The organism is Candidatus Krumholzibacteriia bacterium (assembly GCA_035268685.1).
In the GTDB taxonomy this organism is placed as follows: Bacteria; Krumholzibacteriota; Krumholzibacteriia; order JAJRXK01; family JAJRXK01; genus JAJRXK01.
On record DATFKK010000043.1, the window covers coordinates 1 to 17,394 of the forward strand.

Genomic DNA, 17,394 nt, shown 5'->3' on the forward strand with positions numbered 1-17,394 from the left:
CGCCTCGAGCCGATCGACCACCGCAGAGTGCAGCGCGCGCTCCGCTTCGTCGGTGAAGGCGCCGGGGTCGAAGGCGGCACCGGCCGCGGTCCCCCCGGTACTCCGCCAGCGCTCCCATCGGATCGCGGCCGTCTCCCGCAGCGCGGCCGCGCGGGCCGGCCCCTCGAGCGCTTCCTCGGCGAGTCGGTCTTCCTTCACCAGGATGTTCCGGCACCGCTTCGCTCCGTCGAGCAGACGTCCGAAGGCCTCCGACTCCCTGAGGCCCGCGAGGGCACGCGCCGCGCGGACGTTCTCGACCGGGTCGAGGTCGGAGACCGAGAGCACTCCACGCACGATCTCGGCCGGCAGGTCCGACAGCACGGTCTCGAGGCGTCCCCAGAAGAGGTCGACGACGATCCGCGCGGCTTCGTCTCGGCCCACCTCGCGCTCGGGATGGGCCGACAGAGCGCGGTCGCTCCACTCCTCCACCCGCAGGTTCCAGCCCCGGTCCTGAAGGATCCGGATCACGGCGAGAGCCTGCCGCCGCAGGGCGTAGGGATCCTGTCCACCCGTCGGCGCGAAGCCGGCGAGGACGCAGCCAGCGATGCTGTCGAGGCGGTCGGCCACGGCGATCAGGGTCCCGATCGGTCCCTCGGGCAGGCGATCGGTCGCCGAGCGCGGGAACAGGTGCTCGCGGATGGCGTCGGCGACCTCGACGGGCTCGTCGGCCTCGAGCGCGTAGTACCGCCCGATCGTCCCCTGCAGCCGGGTGAACTCCTTGCCGTCGCGGATCATCTCGGTGGCGAGGTCGGTCTTGCACAGACGGGCGCCACGACGCAGCAGTTCGGCGTCGACGTCCACGCCGATCTCGGCGGCCAGGTCCACCGCCAGGCGGGACACACGCTCGCACTTGTCGCGGATGCTCCCGAAACCCTCCAGCCAGACGACGCGTCCCAGGCGATCGACCTTGTCGTCGCTGCTCAGGGCCCGGTCCTCGTTCCAGTAGAACAGGGCGTCGTCGAGCCGCGCGCGCAGCACGCGCTCGTTGCCCTCGGCCACGTTGTCGAGTCCGCGATCGCCGCCGTCGCGGAAGGTGATGAAGTTCGGCAGCAGGGATCCGTCCTCGCGCTCCACGCTGAAGTAGCGCTGGTGGCTGCGCATGGCGGTCACGATCACCTCGGGCGGCAACTGCTCGACGCGCTCGGTCTGGATCGAGCCCAGGACGGCTGTGGGGTGCTCGACGAGATGCGTGACCTCGTCGAGCAGGTCCTCGGCCTCGTGCAGGCGTCCCCCGGCTTCGGCGGCCACGCGCCGGGCCTCGGTGTCGATCGTCGACCGACGCACCCGCGGATCCACGATCACACCGGCGGTCTCGAGCGCTCGCTCGTACACACCGGGCTCGTCGAGCTCCACCGGATCGGGGGCGAGGGTCCGATGTCCGCGACTCACGCGATCGGCCTCCAGGTGGGCCAGCCGCAACGGTACGACCTCGCTCCCCAACAGACACACCAACCAACGGATCGGCCGTGCGTAGCGCAGTTCGTCGCCCGGGATCCAGCGCATGGTCTTGGGGAAGCCGAGCTGCACGAGCTCGCGCAGGTCCAGCTGTTCGAGCAGGAGATCGCGGGTGCGCGCTCCCCCGGTGGTGACCTCTGCCGCGATCCGCTCGCCCTTGTCGGTGTCGACGCGTTGCAGCTCGCTCGGATCGATCCCCGCACTGCGCGCGAAACCGATCGCGGCCTTGGTGGGGTTGCCGTCGGCGTCGAAGGCGGCTCGGACCGGAGGACCGGTTCGCGTCTCGGTGCGGCGCGGCTGCTCCAGCTCGACGCCGTGCACACGCACGGTGAGTCGCCGCGGCGTGGCGAAGGTGGCCGTGCGGTCGCGTTCGAAGTCGAGACCGTGATCGGTCAGGAAGGACTCGAGACGACGACGCAGTTCGTCCAGAGCGGGGCCGACGTATCCCGCGGGCAGCTCCTCGCTGCCGATCTCGAGCAGCAGATCAGCCCTGGCCATGTCCCGCCCCCTCCGTCGCCTCGCGCAGGAGCGGGAATCCCATCTCCTCGCGCTTCTGGTGATAGGCCCTGGCCGCCATGCGTGCGAGTCGACGCACGCGGCCGATGTATCCGGTGCGCTCGGTCACGCTGATCGCCCCGCGCGCCTCGAGCACGTTGAAGAGATGGCTGCACTTGCAGACGGCGTCGTAGCCCGGGAAGACCAGGCCGTCGCGCAGGAGCGACTCGGCCTCGCGCTCGCGTTCCTCGAACCAGCGGAAGTACAGGTCGGTGTCGGCGGCCTTGAAGTTGAACTCGCTGAACTCGCGCTCGAACTGACCGTTGACCTCGCCCCAGGTGTAGCCACCGCCCCAGTCCAGGTCCATGACGTGGTCGCAGCGCTGGAGGAACATGGCCAGCCGCAGCAGTCCGTAGGTCAGCTCGCAGCTCACGACCTCGAGCTCCAGACCCCCGGCCTGCTGGAAGTAGGTGAACTGCGTCACCTCCATGCCGTCGAGCCACACCTCCCAGCCCAGACCCGCGGCCCCGAGCGTGGGCGATTCCCAGTCGTCCTCGACGAAGCGGATGTCGTGGTCGGCCGGATCGAAACCGATCGCGCGCAGCGACTCCAGGTAGAGGTCCTGAACCCTCTCGGGGGCCGGCTTCAGCAGGACCTGGTACTGCAGGAACTGGTGCACCCGGTTGGGGTTCTCGCCGTAGCGGCCGTCCTTGGGACGCTTGCTCGGCTCCACGTACGCGACCTTCCAGGGCTCGGGACCGAGACAGCGCAGGAAGGTGTTCGGATTGAAGGTCCCCGCCCCGACCTCGGAGTTGTAGGGCTGGGTGACCACGCAGCCATGGTCCATCCAGAATCCCTGGAGGCGATGGATCATCTCCTGGTAGTTCATGGTCGCTCGCTCGCCGCCGCGCGCTCCGGGGTCATCCAGTAGAGGGATGTCGGGAGGCGGTAGTGGGACAGGTGGAAGGTCATGTGTTCGTGCAGGAGCCGACCGACGTCGCGCTTCTGCGTGGCGTCGAGTTCCGGCACCGTACCGGGTTCGTCGAAGTCCGCCGCGACCACCGCGCGCAGACCGTCCAGGGCTGCCGCCTCGATCCACCGACCGCCACTCGCCGCGCAACCGGCACAGACGATCGCGCCCTCGGCCACGCGGAACTGGGCGCGGTCGACGTCGCGGAGATCGACACCGCAGTCGGCGCACTCGTGGGGATCCAGACCGAGGCCCGCGGCCGCGAGCCACTGCACCTCGAAGGCGAAGAACAGCGCGGGCATCCGGACGTCGCCGCTCGCGTGCCACGCCTCGAGGAATCCGTTCACCAGCGTGTCGAACTCCTCGACGGTCTCACGCTCGGGGAGCAGACGGTCGGTGAGTTCCAGCGCGGCGAACAGGTGGGAGAGCTTAGAGAGCGTCCCGCCCCCCGTCAAGGCGGCCCGGCGCAGTCCCGCCTCCTTCAGGGTCCACAGCTCGCGGTCGTGGTGCGGATAGAAGACCAGATCGAGTTCGTTGCCCGGTTCGAGCAGGGGACCGAGGCGCGAACCGATCTTCCGGCTGCCCTTGGCCACCAGCTTGACGCGCCCGTATCCGGTGCTGAGCACACTGACGATCCGGCTGGTGTCACCGAGCGAGATGTTGCGCAGCACCACGCCGCGATCGCGGGTCGGCCCGGCCATGGATGCCTCTCCCCTATCCGCCCTGCAGCAGCGAGTGCGCGATCCACAGGTAGGCCATCAGACCGAGCACGTCGTTCGTCGTGGTGATGAAGGGCCCGGTGGCGAGCGTGGGGTCGACGTCGATCCGCGCGCACAACAGCGGCACCAGGCTGCCCACCATGGCCGACATGACCACGACCGTCATCAACGACACCCCGATGATCACACCCACCGTGGGATCCTGCTTCCACAGCGTCAGGACGCCCACCATCAGCCCGCCCAGGACCGCACCGAGCAGAAGACTCACTCCCAGCTCGCGTGCGAGGTGACGTCCGGCACGGATACGGTCGAACTCGTGGGTGACCAGTGCGCGGATCATGATGCTGCTCGTCTGGATCCCGGTGTTCCCACCGGTGGCCATGACCATGGGAATGAAGAAGGTGAGGATCACACGAGCGCGCAGGCTCTCCTCGAAACCGCTCATGATCAGCGCGGCGAAGAGCTGGCCCACGAGTCCGAGCATGAGCCAGGGCAGGCGCGCACGGCTGATCCGCCACACGGAGGTCTCGCCGAATTCCTCGGCGCTCGACCCCGCCAGACGGGCGACGTCCTCGGTGGCCTCCTCGGTGAGGACGTCCATGGCGTCGTCCACGGTCACGCGCCCCACCAGGCGGTGGCCGGCGTCGACGATCGGCAGCGACAACAGGTCGTGCCACAGGAAGAGGTTGGCCACCTCCTCCTGGTCGTCGCTCACGTGTGCGACCAGGGGGTCGGGCTCCATGACCTCGTGCAGGGGCTTCTCGGTCGGACTGAGCATCAACTTCAACAGCCCCACCTGCCCGACCAACCGGCCCGCCTCGTCCACCACGAAGCAGAAGTGCATGGACGCGAGTTCCTCGTCGGGAAGTTTGCGCACGAGGTGCTGCACCGTGCCGACGGACTGGTCGCGACGGGCGGCCAGGTACTCCTTGGCCATGACGCCGCCGGCGGTGTCCTCGGGATAGCGGAGCAGCTCCTGCAACTCGACTGCATCCTGGTGATCGACCTCGCGCAGGAGTTGGATCAACCGGTCCTGGTCGTCGGTGTCCATGTACCCCACGAGATCGGCCGCGTCGTCCGACGGCAGGGTGTCGAGCATGCCGACGATCTCGTCGTCCTGCAGGATCTCGAGCACCTCGACCAGGCTGCGATCGTCGATCTCGGCCAGGACCTCGGCCGCGCGTTCGGCCGGCATGGCGCGCACCAGGGCGATGCGCTCGTCGCCTTCGAGCGAGCGGAAGAGGTCGGCGACGTCGCTCGGAGTCACCTCTTCGAGGCGCTCGACCGCCTTGCGGGGGTCGTCGCGCTCGAGATCCGATCGTACGGCCTCGTACAGAACGATGAGATCGTCGGTCAACGCGGTCCCCCGTCGGAAGGGCGCCGGGTAGGAGCGGTCCCGCCGTCCGGGGCCGTGCGGATCACACGCGGCGCAGGCGCGTGAGCGCTTCGTCGATCGAGTCGCGTCCCGCCGTCGAGACCACCGAGCCGCCCGATACGATCAGCTTCAGTCCCTCTTCCACCGTCATCGGCAGCGGGACCAGGTCGGCGCGCGGCACCAGCAGGAAGTACCCACTGGTCGGGTTCGGGCTCGTCGGAAGGAACACGTGATAGTAGTCGTTCTGCAGCTCCGCGTCCTCGGCCGGCTCGAGCGTGACGAAGCCGATCGAGTAGGTGCCCCGGCGCGGGTACTCGAAGAGCACCACGCGGCGGAAGGCACGCCCCTTGTCGCTGAAGACGACGCCGGCGATCTCCTTGCTGGCCCCGTAGACCCCCTTGATCCAGGGGATCCGGTTGATCAGCCGGTCGAGATTGCCGAAGAAGGTCCGGCCGAGCAGGTTGTTGGCGAAGAAGCCCACCAGCACGACCACGATGATCGAGGCCACGACCCCGATCCCGGTGATTCCCTCCTCCGGCAGATTGCGCGCGATGGCCGGGATCTGCAAGAGCAGGGGACGGGCGAAATCGTCGATGGAGCGGAACAACCAGTAGAAGACCCACCCCGTCACCCCGAGGGGAGCCAGGACGAGCAGTCCGGTGAGGAAGGCCCGCCGGAAGGTCGGCATCTCGAACTTCATTCCCGCGTCTCCGCCGTCGTCATCGTATCGCCGTTGGCCGGCGACAGGGGTCGGGGCGACCGCAGCGTGACCTGGCGGATCCGCTGGCGCTCGACCCGATCGATGGTGAAGCGCAGCTCGCCGTGCTCGACCATGTCACCCCGCACCGGGACCCTGCCGCACAACTGGTACAACAGACCTCCGAGCGTGTCGCTCTCGTCGGCCGGCAGATCGAGTCCGAGCAGTGCGTTCAGGTCGTCGATGTCCACACGCGGATCGATCACGACCACGCGCGGGTCGACCATGCGCACCAGCTCCCCCTCCTGGTCGAACTCGTCGCGGATCTCACCCACGATCTCCTCGAGGATGTCCTCGAGCGTGACGATGCCGGCCGTCCCACCGTACTCGTCCACCACCACCGCGAGGTGGATCCTCCCTTCACGGAACTCGACCAGGGCCTCGTCGATCGGCTTGCTCTCGGGAAGGAAGTGCACAGGACGCAGGAGTTCGCGCAGCGTGGCCTGTTCTCCGCGGACCGATGCCGCCAGGAGGTCCTTGGTGTGCAGAACGCCCAGGATGCGGTCGGGGTTCTCCTCGTAGACGGGCAGCCGCGTGAAGCTGGCACCGGCCGCGAAGCGCAGTGCCTCCTCGAAGCTGGTCCGGACGTCGAGCGAGACCATGTCGATCCGGGGGACCATGATCTCGCGGATCTCGGTCTCGGACAGTTCGAAGACCGAGCGCGCCCATGCCACCTCGTCGCGTTCCATGTGGGCCGACGCCTCTTCGTCGGCCAGGAGACCCCGGATCTCCGAGCCGCTCAGGGGCGGCGAGAAGTCCAGGGTCCAGATCGCCGGCACCACGCGATCCATGACCGACTCGAGCGCGAGCGTGAGCGGTCGCAGGACCAGGTACAGCGGCCAGACGAAGGCTCGCACACCGATCAGGTAACCGAGCGGCCGGGCCAGGGCCAGGGCCTTGAGGGCCACCGATCCCAGGAAGAGCAGGGTGAAATAGGCGAACCAAGCCAGGATCCAGGTCCACGTCGCCGGCGTGGTGTCGGGGGCCCGGACCAGGGCCGGGACCTCGGCGGCGGCGAAGGACGCAGCGGCGAGGTAGGCCACGGTGAGCGACAGCAGCACCGACCGTGCGCGGTCCAGTAGACCTTCCGCGGGCAGAGGTGCCTCGTCGCCTCCGATCAGCCCGCTGCGTTTCATGCGCTGGACCGTGGTGAGCGCGGTGATCGCACCGGCGATCACCAACGCGATCAGCAGGGCGCCCGCGAGGCGCAGGGAGATCCCCAGGAGCAGGGAACTCGAAGGGTCGCCTTCGTTCACGACCGCGCACCTCCCGTCTCCTCCGACGGCCGGTTCCCGGCGAGGGCGAAGCCGGCGGTCTCCATGAGTTCGCGTTCCGCGGCTCGCATGCTCGCACCTCCGGCTTCGTCGTGGTGGTCGTGGCCGAGCACGTGGAGCACTCCGTGGGCGAGCATGAAGGCGATCTCGGCGTCCAGGTCACCGGTGTGTCGCGCACCACGGCCCACGACCGTCTCGACGCTCACCAGCACTTGACCGGCGAGGGGCGGCTCGCCGTCGGGAACGGGCTCCTCGAGGTAGTCCTCGATCGGGATCTCACCGCGGCGCAGCTCCTCGGCACGTTCCTCGTGCCCCTCGTCGAGATAGGAGAACGACAGGACATCGGTCGCCCGGTCGAGACCGCGGTACTCGCGATTGTGTTCGCGTAGCGTGTCGTCGTCGGTCAGTACCACCTGCAGAACGACCGACGACGAGGCGACCGACGACAGCAAGGACTCCACGCGTGCAACCCACTCAGGGGTTGGACGCCACGGGAGCTGCACCTCGTCGAGAACGAGATCGAGCTTCACGGCTCTCCTGTTCCTTCTTCTCTTCGTGTTCGCGCTGCCCCGGATAGGCCACGCGCTGGTGATGGATGCCGACGAGGATGGGGATGAACGCATTGCGCACGCCGGCCAGCTCACTCACGGTCAGCCCGCACTCGTCGAGCTCGCCCTCGGCCAGCTTCTGGTCGAAGATCTTGCGCACCATCTCGCGCACGCGGCTCGCCGTCGGCCGGCGCAGCGACCGGACCGAGGCCTCGCACCCGTCGGCCAGCATGAGGATCGCCGTCTCGCGCGTCTGCGGCTTCGGTCCCGGGTACCGGAAGTCGTCGACCTTGATCGCGCCACCGTCCTCGCGCTCGAGCGCCTTCTTGTAGAAGAACTGCATGACGCTGGTCCCGTGGTGCTCGGGAATGAAGGCCAGCACCGACGGCGGCAGACCCCACTGACGACCGAGTTCGATCCCTTCCTTCACGTGGCTGGCGATCACCAGCGCGCTCATCTGCGGCGTGAGTTCGTCGTGGAGGTTCTCCGGCCCCTGGTTCTCGGCGAAGTACCGCGGCTTGAGCATCTTCCCGATGTCGTGGAAGTTCGCCCCCACCCGCGTCAAGAGACTGTTGGCCCCGATGGCGCGTGCCCCTGCCTCGGCCAGCGTCCCCACCACCTGGCTGTGGTGGAAGGTCCCGGGCGACTCCAGGGACATGCGGCGCAACAGCGGATGATTCAGGTCGCTCAGCTCGAGCAGCGTGAGCTCGGTGGTGACACCGAACGAGGCCTCGAGCAGGGGGAGCAGGAAGAGCGTGAGCGCAGTGCAGACCGCCGCCGAGGCCACGGCCAGACCCGCGTTCTGCAGCACGGTGGTCGCCGTGGCCGCCCCACTGAACTCGACGGCCGCCACCACCACGATCGCGGTCGCGGCCACGGCTCCGAGAGCCCGGTAGAACTGGTTGCGGTTGCGCACACGCCGCAGCATTCGCACCGACACCACGCCGATCGCCGCCCAGGCCAGCATCATGGGGCCGGCGTGCTCGGGCACGATCGCCAGCATGAGCACACCCGCGGCGATCACCCGGTACGCCGTCGCCTCTCCGAAGACGATCACCGAGAGCATGGCCAGCAGGGCGACCGGCACGATCACCGGCCCACCCCACTCCGGTCTCGCGAGCGTGAGCGCACTCAACGCCAGGAACATGGCCCACAGCACGTGCAGCAGCAGGTAACGATTGGTCTGCCCGACCAGCATCGGATCGGCCTGTCGCACCAGCCGCACCGCACCGAACAGGACCAACAGCAGCAGTAGCGCACGTCCGCCGCGGATCTTCTGGTCGAGTGTACGGTCCTGGCGGCGTTGCTCGTCGAAGCGCTCCTGCTCCATGGCCTCGATCACGTCGAGATGCTCGCGCTCGATCCGCATGCCCCGGTCGACGATGCGCTCGTTGCGCGCGAAGGTCCGCTCGACGGGCACGGCGTCCTGCGCCGCGATCCGCATCCGTTGCGTGCGTGCTTCGTCGAAGTCGAGGTTCGGCAGGAGGAAGTAGGTCCCCAGATCGACGGCGGCCTCGAGTTCGGAGCGGTCGGGGAGTTCGTCCCGCAGGGCCTCGAGCAGTTCGTCCTCGAAACGGTAACCCAGGAAGAGTCTCCGGGCGGGAACGAGGACTTCTTCCTCGGAGCCCGGCTCGGCGATGCGGACGAACTCGTAGGTCCCCCGCGGGAAGACGTCGACCACCCCCGCGTCGAGCTGGGAGGCCAGCACGGTGTCGAGGGCCGCGCGCACGCGGTCCAGACGCTCGGCGTCGAGGACGACCCGCAAGGTGGTCGCCCGCAGCCCGGGGTGCAGCTGCTGGAGTTCGGCCACCCGCTCGCCCCTGGGGACCGAGTCGACCGCGGCCAGCGAGGCCGCTCGATCGAAGAAGTTCCGCAGACTCAGTTCGGTCCGGCGACGCGCGTCGGGGTCCCGGCGGTACACCGGCTCGACCTTCTGTTCGGCCTCGCGCCGCAGGCGCTCCAGCTCCGCCGCCGATCTCGGCGCGCTGAACTCGAAGGGAGCCCGGATGTCCTGCTCGGCGATCTCGCCCACGTCGATCCGTACCCGTTCCACCACGTGGTGTGGGGGGAACAGGGCCTGGTGCAGGAGCACCATGCCCAGCGCCGGTAGCACCAGCACGAGGCGCCGACGCCAGAGCGCGGCCCGGGTCTTCGGCCGTCGGGCCGGATCGAGGGTCACCGTCGGGTCACGGCGTGGAGCTCGGAATCGCGCGAAGCGCATCAGTCCTCCGCGGAGCCGGCACGCTCGTCCTCGACGGCCGCCTCCGGGATCTCGCCCGCGTCGAGGTCGCCGACCGGAGCGTCGAAGGCCTCCACGATGGCTCGTACCAGACGATGACGCACGACGTCCCGATCGGCCAGGTGCACGAACGCGATACCACCGACCCCCCGCAGGATCGACTGCACGCGGATCAGGCCGCTGGCCGAGGTCTCGGGCAGGTCGATCTGGGTCACGTCGCCGGTCACGACCGCCTGCGTACCCTCGCCGATGCGCGTCAGGAACATCTTCATCTGCGTGAGCGTCGTGTTCTGTCCCTCGTCGAGGATGACGAAGGAGCGGTTCAGGGTGCGCCCGCGCATGTAGGCCAGCGGAGCCACCTCGATCGTGCCGTTCGCCACCAGCCGGGCCACCCGCGACGAGCCCAGACAGTCGGTGAGCGCGTCGTAGAGCGGCCTCAGGTACGGGTCGATCTTCTCCTGCAGATCCCCGGGCAGGAAGCCCAGCTGCTCGCCCGCCTCCACCGCGGGCCGCACGAGGACGATGCGGTCGACCTCGTGGCGCAGCAGGGCCCGTACGGCCGACGCAACGGCCAGGTAGGTCTTGCCGGTCCCCGCGGGCCCGATCGAGAAGACGACGTCGTGGTCCTGGATCGCCTGCAGGTACCGAGCCTGCCCGGGCGTCCGGGCGTGCACCTGTTCGCGCGCTCCACCCGTCAGCTCGACCCGGGTGCGGTCGTCGTCCTCGGGGGCCACCGCTTCGTCGGCCACGAATCGCTCGATGGCCGCCGGGTCCAACGGCCGGCCCTGGCGCGCCCACGCCACCATCCGGCGCAGAGCGTTGCCGATCCGCTCCACGTCGGCCTCGTCGCCGCGGAGCACGAGCTCGTCGCCGCGGAGCACCAGCTGCCCGGGGAATGCGTCCTCGAGCCGACGCAGATGGCTGTCCTGGGGACCCAGGAACGAGAGGAGGTCGATCCCCGCGAGGGAGATACTGGTCTGGTGTTCACTCATCGAAGGTCGGAGTCAGCCTCCCGGGCGGCCCGCTCGGAGCCTGCGGGATCGTCAACGATCCCAAGGGGTTGCGCGACCTGGAGCCCCCGCGAATGTATCCCTGCCACCGCGGGGCGGCAAGCGTCCCGCCGAGAGTGCTCCCCACGGACGGAGAACGCAAGACCCCCGCCGGGGTTCCGGCGGGGGCTCGCGTGGGTCCGGTGTCGATCGCCACCGCTCAGTCGCGAGGGATCGAGAGCTCCCAGTCGGGCCAGATCATGTCGGGGTCGTCGATCTGGTCGCGGTTGGCCTCGTAGATCCGCGGCCACTCCAGACCGTTCCCGTAGACTTCCCAGTAACTGGCGATGCGGCTCAGGTACTCGTCCTGCGCGACGGTCCAGTTGCTCGGCCAGTCACGGGGGACGACCAGCTCCCAACCCGGGTAGATCAGGTTCGGGTCGTCGATCTTGTCCTTGTTGGCGCGATAGATCCGCGGCCACTTGGTCGGATCGGCGTAGATCCGCTCGTACTCCGAGATCATCTGCAGGAACTCGCCGTCCGACACGACGTGGGTCTGCGGCAGACCCTCGAAGTAGTCGACCTCCTCCTGCACCGCGTCGACCTCGCTCTTCTCGCGGTCGTAGCGGCTCTGCAGCGAGCGGATCTCGTCCTGCAGTCCGGCGAGGTCGCTCTGCACGCTGTTGGCCTGACCCTCGGTGGAGTTGGCCTCGCTCTGCAGGCGCTCGAGCTCGGCATCGAGCTCGGCACAGTACTCTTCGTACTGTTCCTCGGACAGGTTCTTGAATTCTTCGGCCGTGTAGTACTCGCCATCGCTGACGTCCACGTCACGGGCGACCTTCGGCGAGCACCCCGCCGCGAAGAGGATCGTCACGGCGGCCAGCGCGAATCCGCAGCGCGCGATGAAGTTCGTCATGATCGCAACCTTTCCGGGGCCTATCGCCCGCTGCCCTTCTTGAGGATCTCGAGACGGGCTTCGAGGTCGGCCGCGTCGGGCAGGGAATCGATGCGATTCTCCAGCTGCGTCTTCTGCTGACGCGCGTCGGCGAGCTCGGTCCGGGCAGACTCGAGGTTCTGCTCGGCGCTCTGCAGCTCGGTCCGCGCGCTCTCGATCTGCGACGGATCGGTGTTGCACGGCTCGTTGTTCCGAGCGCAGCCGGTCGTGGTCACGATGGCCACGGTGCTGACGATCAGGGCCATGCTTCGCAGTGCCTTGGACTTCAAGGTGCGAAAGCCTCCTTCTGTGCCCACGCACGCCGTAGCGAACGCCAGGGGCAGGAACAAATTTCCGTGCGCCGGAACCAGCCTGCGCACGGCGGGCAATGTACACCCGACCGACGGCGAGTCAAGCACTGATTGGGCCAGATCGGGCACCTGGGCGGTACCACGAACGGGACTTCGGGCGTTTCCCGACCATCACTCCTCGGAGTCGTCGGCCGGAGCGAGCCGCAGGTGCAGCTCCTCGAGCTGGGCTTCGGACACCGTGGACGGCGCACCGTCGAGCGGATTCGTCGCGGTGGTGGTCTTGGGGAAGGCGATCACGTCGCGGATGCTCTCGCCCCCGACGAGGACCGTCACGAAACGGTCCAACCCCAGAGCGATCCCGGCGTGGGGCGGCGCCCCGTACTCGAGCGCCCGCAGGAACCATCCGAACTTCGACTCGGCCTCGGTCTCGCCGACACCGCAGATACGCAGCACCCGCTCCTGGACGTCGCGCCGGTGGATCCTGACACTGCCGCTGCCCAGCTCCACGCCGTTGCAGACGAGGTCGTAGAGGGTCGCGTAGACCTTCCCCGGATCGGACTCCATGTCGTCGAGGTGCTCGGCGTCGGGCATGGTGAACATGTGATGCATGGCGGTCCAGCCGCCCTCGTCGGTCTGTTCGAAGAGCGGGAAGCGGTGCACCCAGGCGAAGCGCAACTCCTCGCCTTCGGTGTAGCCGAGACGCCGCCCGACCTCCAACCGAAGCTGCCCGAGAACGGTGTTCGCGCGCATGCGCTCGTCGGCGATCACGAGCAGCAGATCGCCCGGCCGGGCTCCGAGACGCTCGGCGAACTGCTCCAGCACCGCCGGCTCGAAGAACTTGGCGAAGCTCCCGGTGATCCCGTCGTCGCCGACCTTGAGCCAGGCCATGCCCTTGGCCCCGTAGCGCTTGGCGACTTCCTCGATCGCACCGATCTCCTTGCGGCTCGACCCGCCGAGGCCGCGGCCGAGCACGCCCTTGACCACACCGCCGGTGCCGAGCACCGACCGGAACACCCCGAACTCCCCGCGCGCGGCGAGGTCGGAGAGATCGGTCAGCTCGAGGTCGAAGCGCAGATCGGGCTTGTCGCTTCCGAAGGTGTCCATGGCGTCGTCGTAGCTCAGGCGCAGGAAGGGCGTCTCGAGGTCCACGCCGCGCGTGCGCAGGACGATGTTGCGGACCATGCCCTCGACGAGCTCGAACACGTCCTCCTCGCCGGCGAAGCTCATCTCCAGATCGATCTGGGTGTGCTCGGGCTGACGGTCGGCCCGCAGGTCCTCGTCGCGCAGACAGCGCGCGAGCTGGAAGTAGCGATCCACACCACTGATCATCAGGGTCTGCTTGTAGAGCTGCGGGCTCTGGGGGAGCGCGTAGAACATGTTCGGGTGCACCCGGCTGGGCACGACGTAGTCACGGGCTCCCTCGGGCGTGGTCCGGATCAGCAGCGGCGTCTCGACCTCGAGGAAGTCCTGCTCGTCGAGGTGCTCGCGCGCGGCCTGCACCGTTCGATGCCGCACGCGCAGGTTCTCCTGCATCCGCGGCGTGCGCAGGTGCAGGTAGCGGTGCTTGAACTTGAGTTCGTCGGTCGCGCTCTCGGCTTCGTCCAGCGTGAAGGGCAGGACCTTGCACCGGTTCAGGATCTCGATGCGCTGGATCACGACCTCGATTCCTCCGGTCGTGCGATCGGGATTCACCATCTCGGCTGGCCGCTCGCGCACCGTCCCCACGACGGCGATCACGTCCTCCATGCGCAGGGTCCGCGCGGTCTCCAGGAGCTCCCCTTCGTCCTCGACCACCGTCTGGGTGATGCCGTAGCGATCGCGCAGGTCGACGAAGACCAGACCGCCGTGGTCGCGCCGCGAATCGACCCAACCGTTCAGGACGACCTCACGTCCGCTGACCGAGGGGGTGAGTTCGCCACAGGTGTGCGTGCGTCGCAGAGAGTTCATGGGAATCCTCGTGACCGCGGCAGCGGTCGGAGCGGGAAATTCAACGGGAACGGAACCAGCGGGTGGCGACCCACGCGCCGAGTGTCCCGCCGACTACGTCGGCGATCCAGTCCGCCACCGACGGTGTGCGGTGCGGGACGAACCCCTGCCAGGTCTCGTCGACCGCGCCGAGCACGGCCACGACGGCCACGGCCACGGCGATCGCACGGACGGCGCCGGGCCCGGCCACCGCGGCCCGCTGCCGGACCACGAGGAGCCCGAGGACCGCGTACTCGCCGGCGTGCACCAGCTTGTCGGGGACCTCGATCCCGACGTCGTCGAGCCTTCGACCCGAGATCGACGACACCGCCAGGATGACGGCATACCAGACCAGAACGGGAGACCAGCGCAGGATGGTAGGAAGCGGTGCCGAGGGTGTCAACGCGACCTGCGGGACGGGGGATGGGTTCGACCGCGACTCACGGCCGCAGGTTCGGGAAGGGTTCCAGGGGAGCGAATCCCCCGATACCGACGTGGGCGAGCGACAACGCGACCGCCTTGGCCTGCCCGTGGTTCGGATTCAGGCGCAGGTGGTCCAGCGTCAGTGCCCGGGACCGCAGTTCGCGCCGGGCGGGTTCCGACAGCGACGGCCCGGCGACCAGGGCGAAGCGAGGCGACGCCTCGCCCAGAGACTCGATCCGGAGCGTCTCGCCTTCCAGCAACCCCGCGCCCAGCGCGCGATCCAGATCCGTGCGCCGGACGACGATCGCATCGACGGCGCCGTGGGCGAAGGCGGCGATCATCTCGTCGTGACAGTAGGGGGAGGTCCCCACCGTGGCCTCGTCGCCAACGGTCATTCCGCCTTCCCGGAGCCGGCGCACGCCGGCCGCGGGACCACCGAGCACGTCGCGGTCGCCCAGGCCGAGCCGCAGGGGCTCGCCCACCGTTCCGCGACGCCGCACGAGCACCAGCTCGGTGCGGACGCCGACCCGGCCGACGGGCTTCGTCCAGGCCAGGACCTCGTAACCGTCGCGCTGGATCCGTCCGGGGGGGACCAGCAGGAGATCGGCACCGTGTTCACCACCGTCGATCTCTTCGGCGGTGAGCACCTGGACCACGCCGCTGCGCCGCACCGACCGTCCCAGGAACGACACCAGAGGCCGGAAGGATCGGTCGAGGACCGGCGGGTCCTCGCCGCCGATCACACCGAGATGCAGGATCCCCGGCAGTTGTGGCTCGTGCAGTGGGAACAGGGCCCACACCGTGGTCACGAGGACCACGAGCAGAAGGATCGACCCCGGCAGCAGCGAACGGACACGACCGCTCAACGCCGACCATCCTCGTCGGAACCGGCCGCATCGACCGCCGAGGTGTCGGAGACGTCGGCCACCACCTGGATGGACCGCGGTTCCACCACCGTGCGCGTCACCCCGTCGATCGCCACCACCTCGACCTCGACCTCGTCGACCCCCCGCATGCCGGGCTCGATCGGCACCCGCACCGAGATGTCCTCCGGGCCCAGGTTCTTCACGACGCTCTCGGCCCCGAACACACGCACCCGCACCTCGGTCGGATCCAGCCGGAAGCGCTCTTCGGTCTCGGCCCCGTCGGTGAACACGGTCACGAGCACGCGGTCGAAGGCGCGCGGCACCACCCGTTCGATCGCCGCGGTCACGTCGACCTCCACCGGACGGAGGTCGACGTCGGGATCCGGCGGGATCAGGGCCACGCGCTCGCGGAAACTCGAGCGACGACGGTCGAGCCGCACCGGCACGGTGTCGATGGCCTCGATGCCGGCGACGACGTCCTCGGGTCCGGAGACGTTCACGATCTCGGGTGTGAGTTCGGGACGCCCCACGGCGGCGTATCCCTCGGGGATCGACCCCTCGGTCCGGAGCCGCACGGGAACGGCGCGCTCGGCGCGACGCTGCACCTGCACGTCGACCCATTGCGGTGAAAGGACCTTCAGCGGCGTGGCGTTCACCTTGGCGTCGGAGCGCGAGAGGGTGATCCGGTGCCGACCGGGACCGGCGCGGTCGAGGTCGAGTTCGAGGTGTCCGAAGTCGCGCCCGAAGACGTCGGCCATGAGCAACTGCAGCCGGCTGCTGCGGACGCTCAGGTCCGCTGTCGAGGGAATCCGACTCTCGGCCACGGCCAGGGTGTCGGCCAGGCCCACGATCTCGAGATCGACCGCCACGCTGCGCTCGACGTCGGCGTCACTCGCCACCTTCGTCCACGACAGCAGCGCGACGAGCAGGCAGAGGATCTTCGCACCGGTGTTCCGGAACATGCGTCCCCTCGGATCCGCGCGCCAGGGCGAGCGGCCGGTCCGGGTTCAGGGAATCAACAGACGCTGACCGACGCGCAGGCTGGCGTCGGGCAGCGCATTGGCCCACTGCAGGCGCTCGGCGGACCATCCACCCTGCGCCGCCAGCCTCCACAGCGTATCTCCTCGTTCGACGGTGTGCACGCGCAGGACGGGCAGCGGTTCGATCGAAGTCCGCGCACCGGTGCTCTCGAAGTACTCGAGCACCGCGCGCGCCAGGGAACGCCCCAGCCGGCGCTGTCCGCCCGGCTCGGCGAGGAGACGCGCTTCGCCGGTGTGGCTCAGGAACCCGGCCTCGACCAGGATCGACGGCATGGACAGCGTCCGGAGCACCGCGAAGTTCGCCTGTTTCACACTCCGACCGGCGACCACGCCGTCGGCCCGGAAGCGCTCGAGCGTCAGCTCGGCGAACACCGCACTCCGCTGCAGGGCGTGGGTGCCCCTAAGGTCGAGCAGGATCCCGAGCACGTCGTCGCCCGCCTCGCCCGCGCCCCGCGATCCGACCAGCATGGCCGCGTTCTCACGATCCTCGCTCGCGGCCGCGGTCTCGTCGCTCGCCCCGTCCAGGCTCAGGTAATAGACCTCCGCACCGCGCGCGCGCGGATCGGACGCGGAGTTCACGTGGATGCTGACGAAGAGATCGGCCCGGACCTCACGGGCGATGTGGACGCGCCCGCGCAACGGCACGAAGCGGTCGTCGTCGCGCGTGAGCACGACGCGGACGTCGGGATGGCCCTCGAGGTGGGCGGCCACCGAGCGCGCGATGCCGAGCACGACGTCCTTCTCACGCGCGATCCCACAGCCCAGCGTACCGGGGTCGCGTCCACCGTGTCCGGCGTCGACCACCACGACGAAGGGGTCGGACACCGGAGCGGTCTCGACGTCGGCCAGGACGTCGCGACGCGGTGAGGCACGTTCCCCGCTCGCGCACACGGCGTCGACGGGGCCGAGCCCGGCGATCAGGGCGACGATGATGGGGAACAGCCGCGGCCAGCTGACCATGGACGGTCCTCGTTGCTCGGGCGGCGCGGGGTCGG

16 protein-coding genes are annotated in these 17,394 nt (G+C 69.0%); all 16 read right to left on the minus strand.

Annotation, left to right across the window (positions count from 1 at the left end):
- On the minus strand, nucleotides 1–1,992 hold a 1,992-nt coding region (gene glyS, locus VKA86_04750), incomplete at its 3' end, for a glycine--tRNA ligase subunit beta (protein ID HKK70504.1).
- Nucleotides 1,979–2,878, minus strand: coding sequence for a glycine--tRNA ligase subunit alpha (locus tag VKA86_04755; GenBank protein ID HKK70505.1), 900 nt, complete (start codon nucleotides 2,876–2,878; stop codon nucleotides 1,979–1,981). The genes VKA86_04755 and glyS, both read right to left, overlap by 14 nt.
- Nucleotides 2,875–3,660: a DNA repair protein RecO gene (recO, locus tag VKA86_04760; protein ID HKK70506.1), complete on the minus strand. Its 786-nt coding sequence runs from the start codon at nucleotides 3,658–3,660 to the stop codon at nucleotides 2,875–2,877. The genes VKA86_04755 and recO overlap by 4 nt, the downstream gene beginning before the upstream one ends.
- A gap of 13 nt (nucleotides 3,661–3,673) precedes the next feature.
- Complete coding sequence (gene mgtE / locus VKA86_04765; GenBank protein HKK70507.1) at nucleotides 3,674–5,035, minus strand: magnesium transporter; 1,362 nt, start codon at nucleotides 5,033–5,035, stop codon at nucleotides 3,674–3,676.
- 61 nt (nucleotides 5,036–5,096) lie between these two features.
- A complete protein-coding gene (locus tag VKA86_04770; protein ID HKK70508.1) occupies nucleotides 5,097–5,753 on the minus strand; it encodes a DUF502 domain-containing protein in 657 nt (218 codons plus the stop codon).
- The gene (locus VKA86_04775; GenBank protein ID HKK70509.1) at nucleotides 5,750–7,066 is read right to left on the minus strand and encodes a hemolysin family protein; all 1,317 of its coding nucleotides are present in this window, start codon (nucleotides 7,064–7,066) and stop codon (nucleotides 5,750–5,752) included. Before VKA86_04775 ends, VKA86_04770 begins: the two co-directional genes overlap by 4 nt.
- Entirely contained in the window at nucleotides 7,063–7,614 is a 552-nt protein-coding gene (gene ybeY / locus VKA86_04780) for an rRNA maturation RNase YbeY (protein HKK70510.1), read from the minus strand. Before ybeY ends, VKA86_04775 begins: the two co-directional genes overlap by 4 nt.
- Nucleotides 7,559–9,853, minus strand: coding sequence for an HDIG domain-containing protein (locus VKA86_04785; GenBank protein ID HKK70511.1), 2,295 nt, complete (start codon nucleotides 9,851–9,853; stop codon nucleotides 7,559–7,561). The genes ybeY and VKA86_04785 overlap by 56 nt, the downstream gene beginning before the upstream one ends.
- Nucleotides 9,853–10,863 (minus strand): PhoH family protein, encoded by a 1,011-nt coding sequence (locus VKA86_04790; protein ID HKK70512.1) that lies wholly within the window; start codon nucleotides 10,861–10,863, stop codon nucleotides 9,853–9,855. The genes VKA86_04785 and VKA86_04790 overlap by 1 nt, the downstream gene beginning before the upstream one ends.
- A gap of 217 nt (nucleotides 10,864–11,080) precedes the next feature.
- Complete coding sequence (locus VKA86_04795) at nucleotides 11,081–11,776, minus strand: LysM peptidoglycan-binding domain-containing protein (GenBank protein ID HKK70513.1); 696 nt, start codon at nucleotides 11,774–11,776, stop codon at nucleotides 11,081–11,083.
- Between the two features lie 20 nt (nucleotides 11,777–11,796).
- A complete protein-coding gene (locus VKA86_04800; GenBank protein ID HKK70514.1) occupies nucleotides 11,797–12,084 on the minus strand; it encodes a hypothetical protein in 288 nt (95 codons plus the stop codon).
- A gap of 192 nt (nucleotides 12,085–12,276) precedes the next feature.
- A complete protein-coding gene (gene aspS / locus VKA86_04805; protein ID HKK70515.1) occupies nucleotides 12,277–14,052 on the minus strand; it encodes an aspartate--tRNA ligase in 1,776 nt (591 codons plus the stop codon).
- A gap of 40 nt (nucleotides 14,053–14,092) precedes the next feature.
- Nucleotides 14,093–14,473 carry a VanZ family protein gene (locus tag VKA86_04810; GenBank protein HKK70516.1) on the minus strand — a complete coding sequence of 127 codons (381 nt, stop codon included), beginning with the start codon at nucleotides 14,471–14,473 and terminating at the stop codon, nucleotides 14,093–14,095.
- Between the two features lie 37 nt (nucleotides 14,474–14,510).
- Entirely contained in the window at nucleotides 14,511–15,359 is an 849-nt protein-coding gene (locus VKA86_04815; protein HKK70517.1) for a hypothetical protein, read from the minus strand.
- Nucleotides 15,356–16,321, minus strand: coding sequence for a YbbR-like domain-containing protein (locus VKA86_04820; GenBank protein ID HKK70518.1), 966 nt, complete (start codon nucleotides 16,319–16,321; stop codon nucleotides 15,356–15,358). The genes VKA86_04815 and VKA86_04820 overlap by 4 nt, the downstream gene beginning before the upstream one ends.
- A gap of 45 nt (nucleotides 16,322–16,366) precedes the next feature.
- Nucleotides 16,367–17,359: an N-acetylmuramoyl-L-alanine amidase gene (locus tag VKA86_04825; GenBank protein HKK70519.1), complete on the minus strand. Its 993-nt coding sequence runs from the start codon at nucleotides 17,357–17,359 to the stop codon at nucleotides 16,367–16,369.
- Nucleotides 17,360–17,394: the final 35 nt, after the last annotated feature.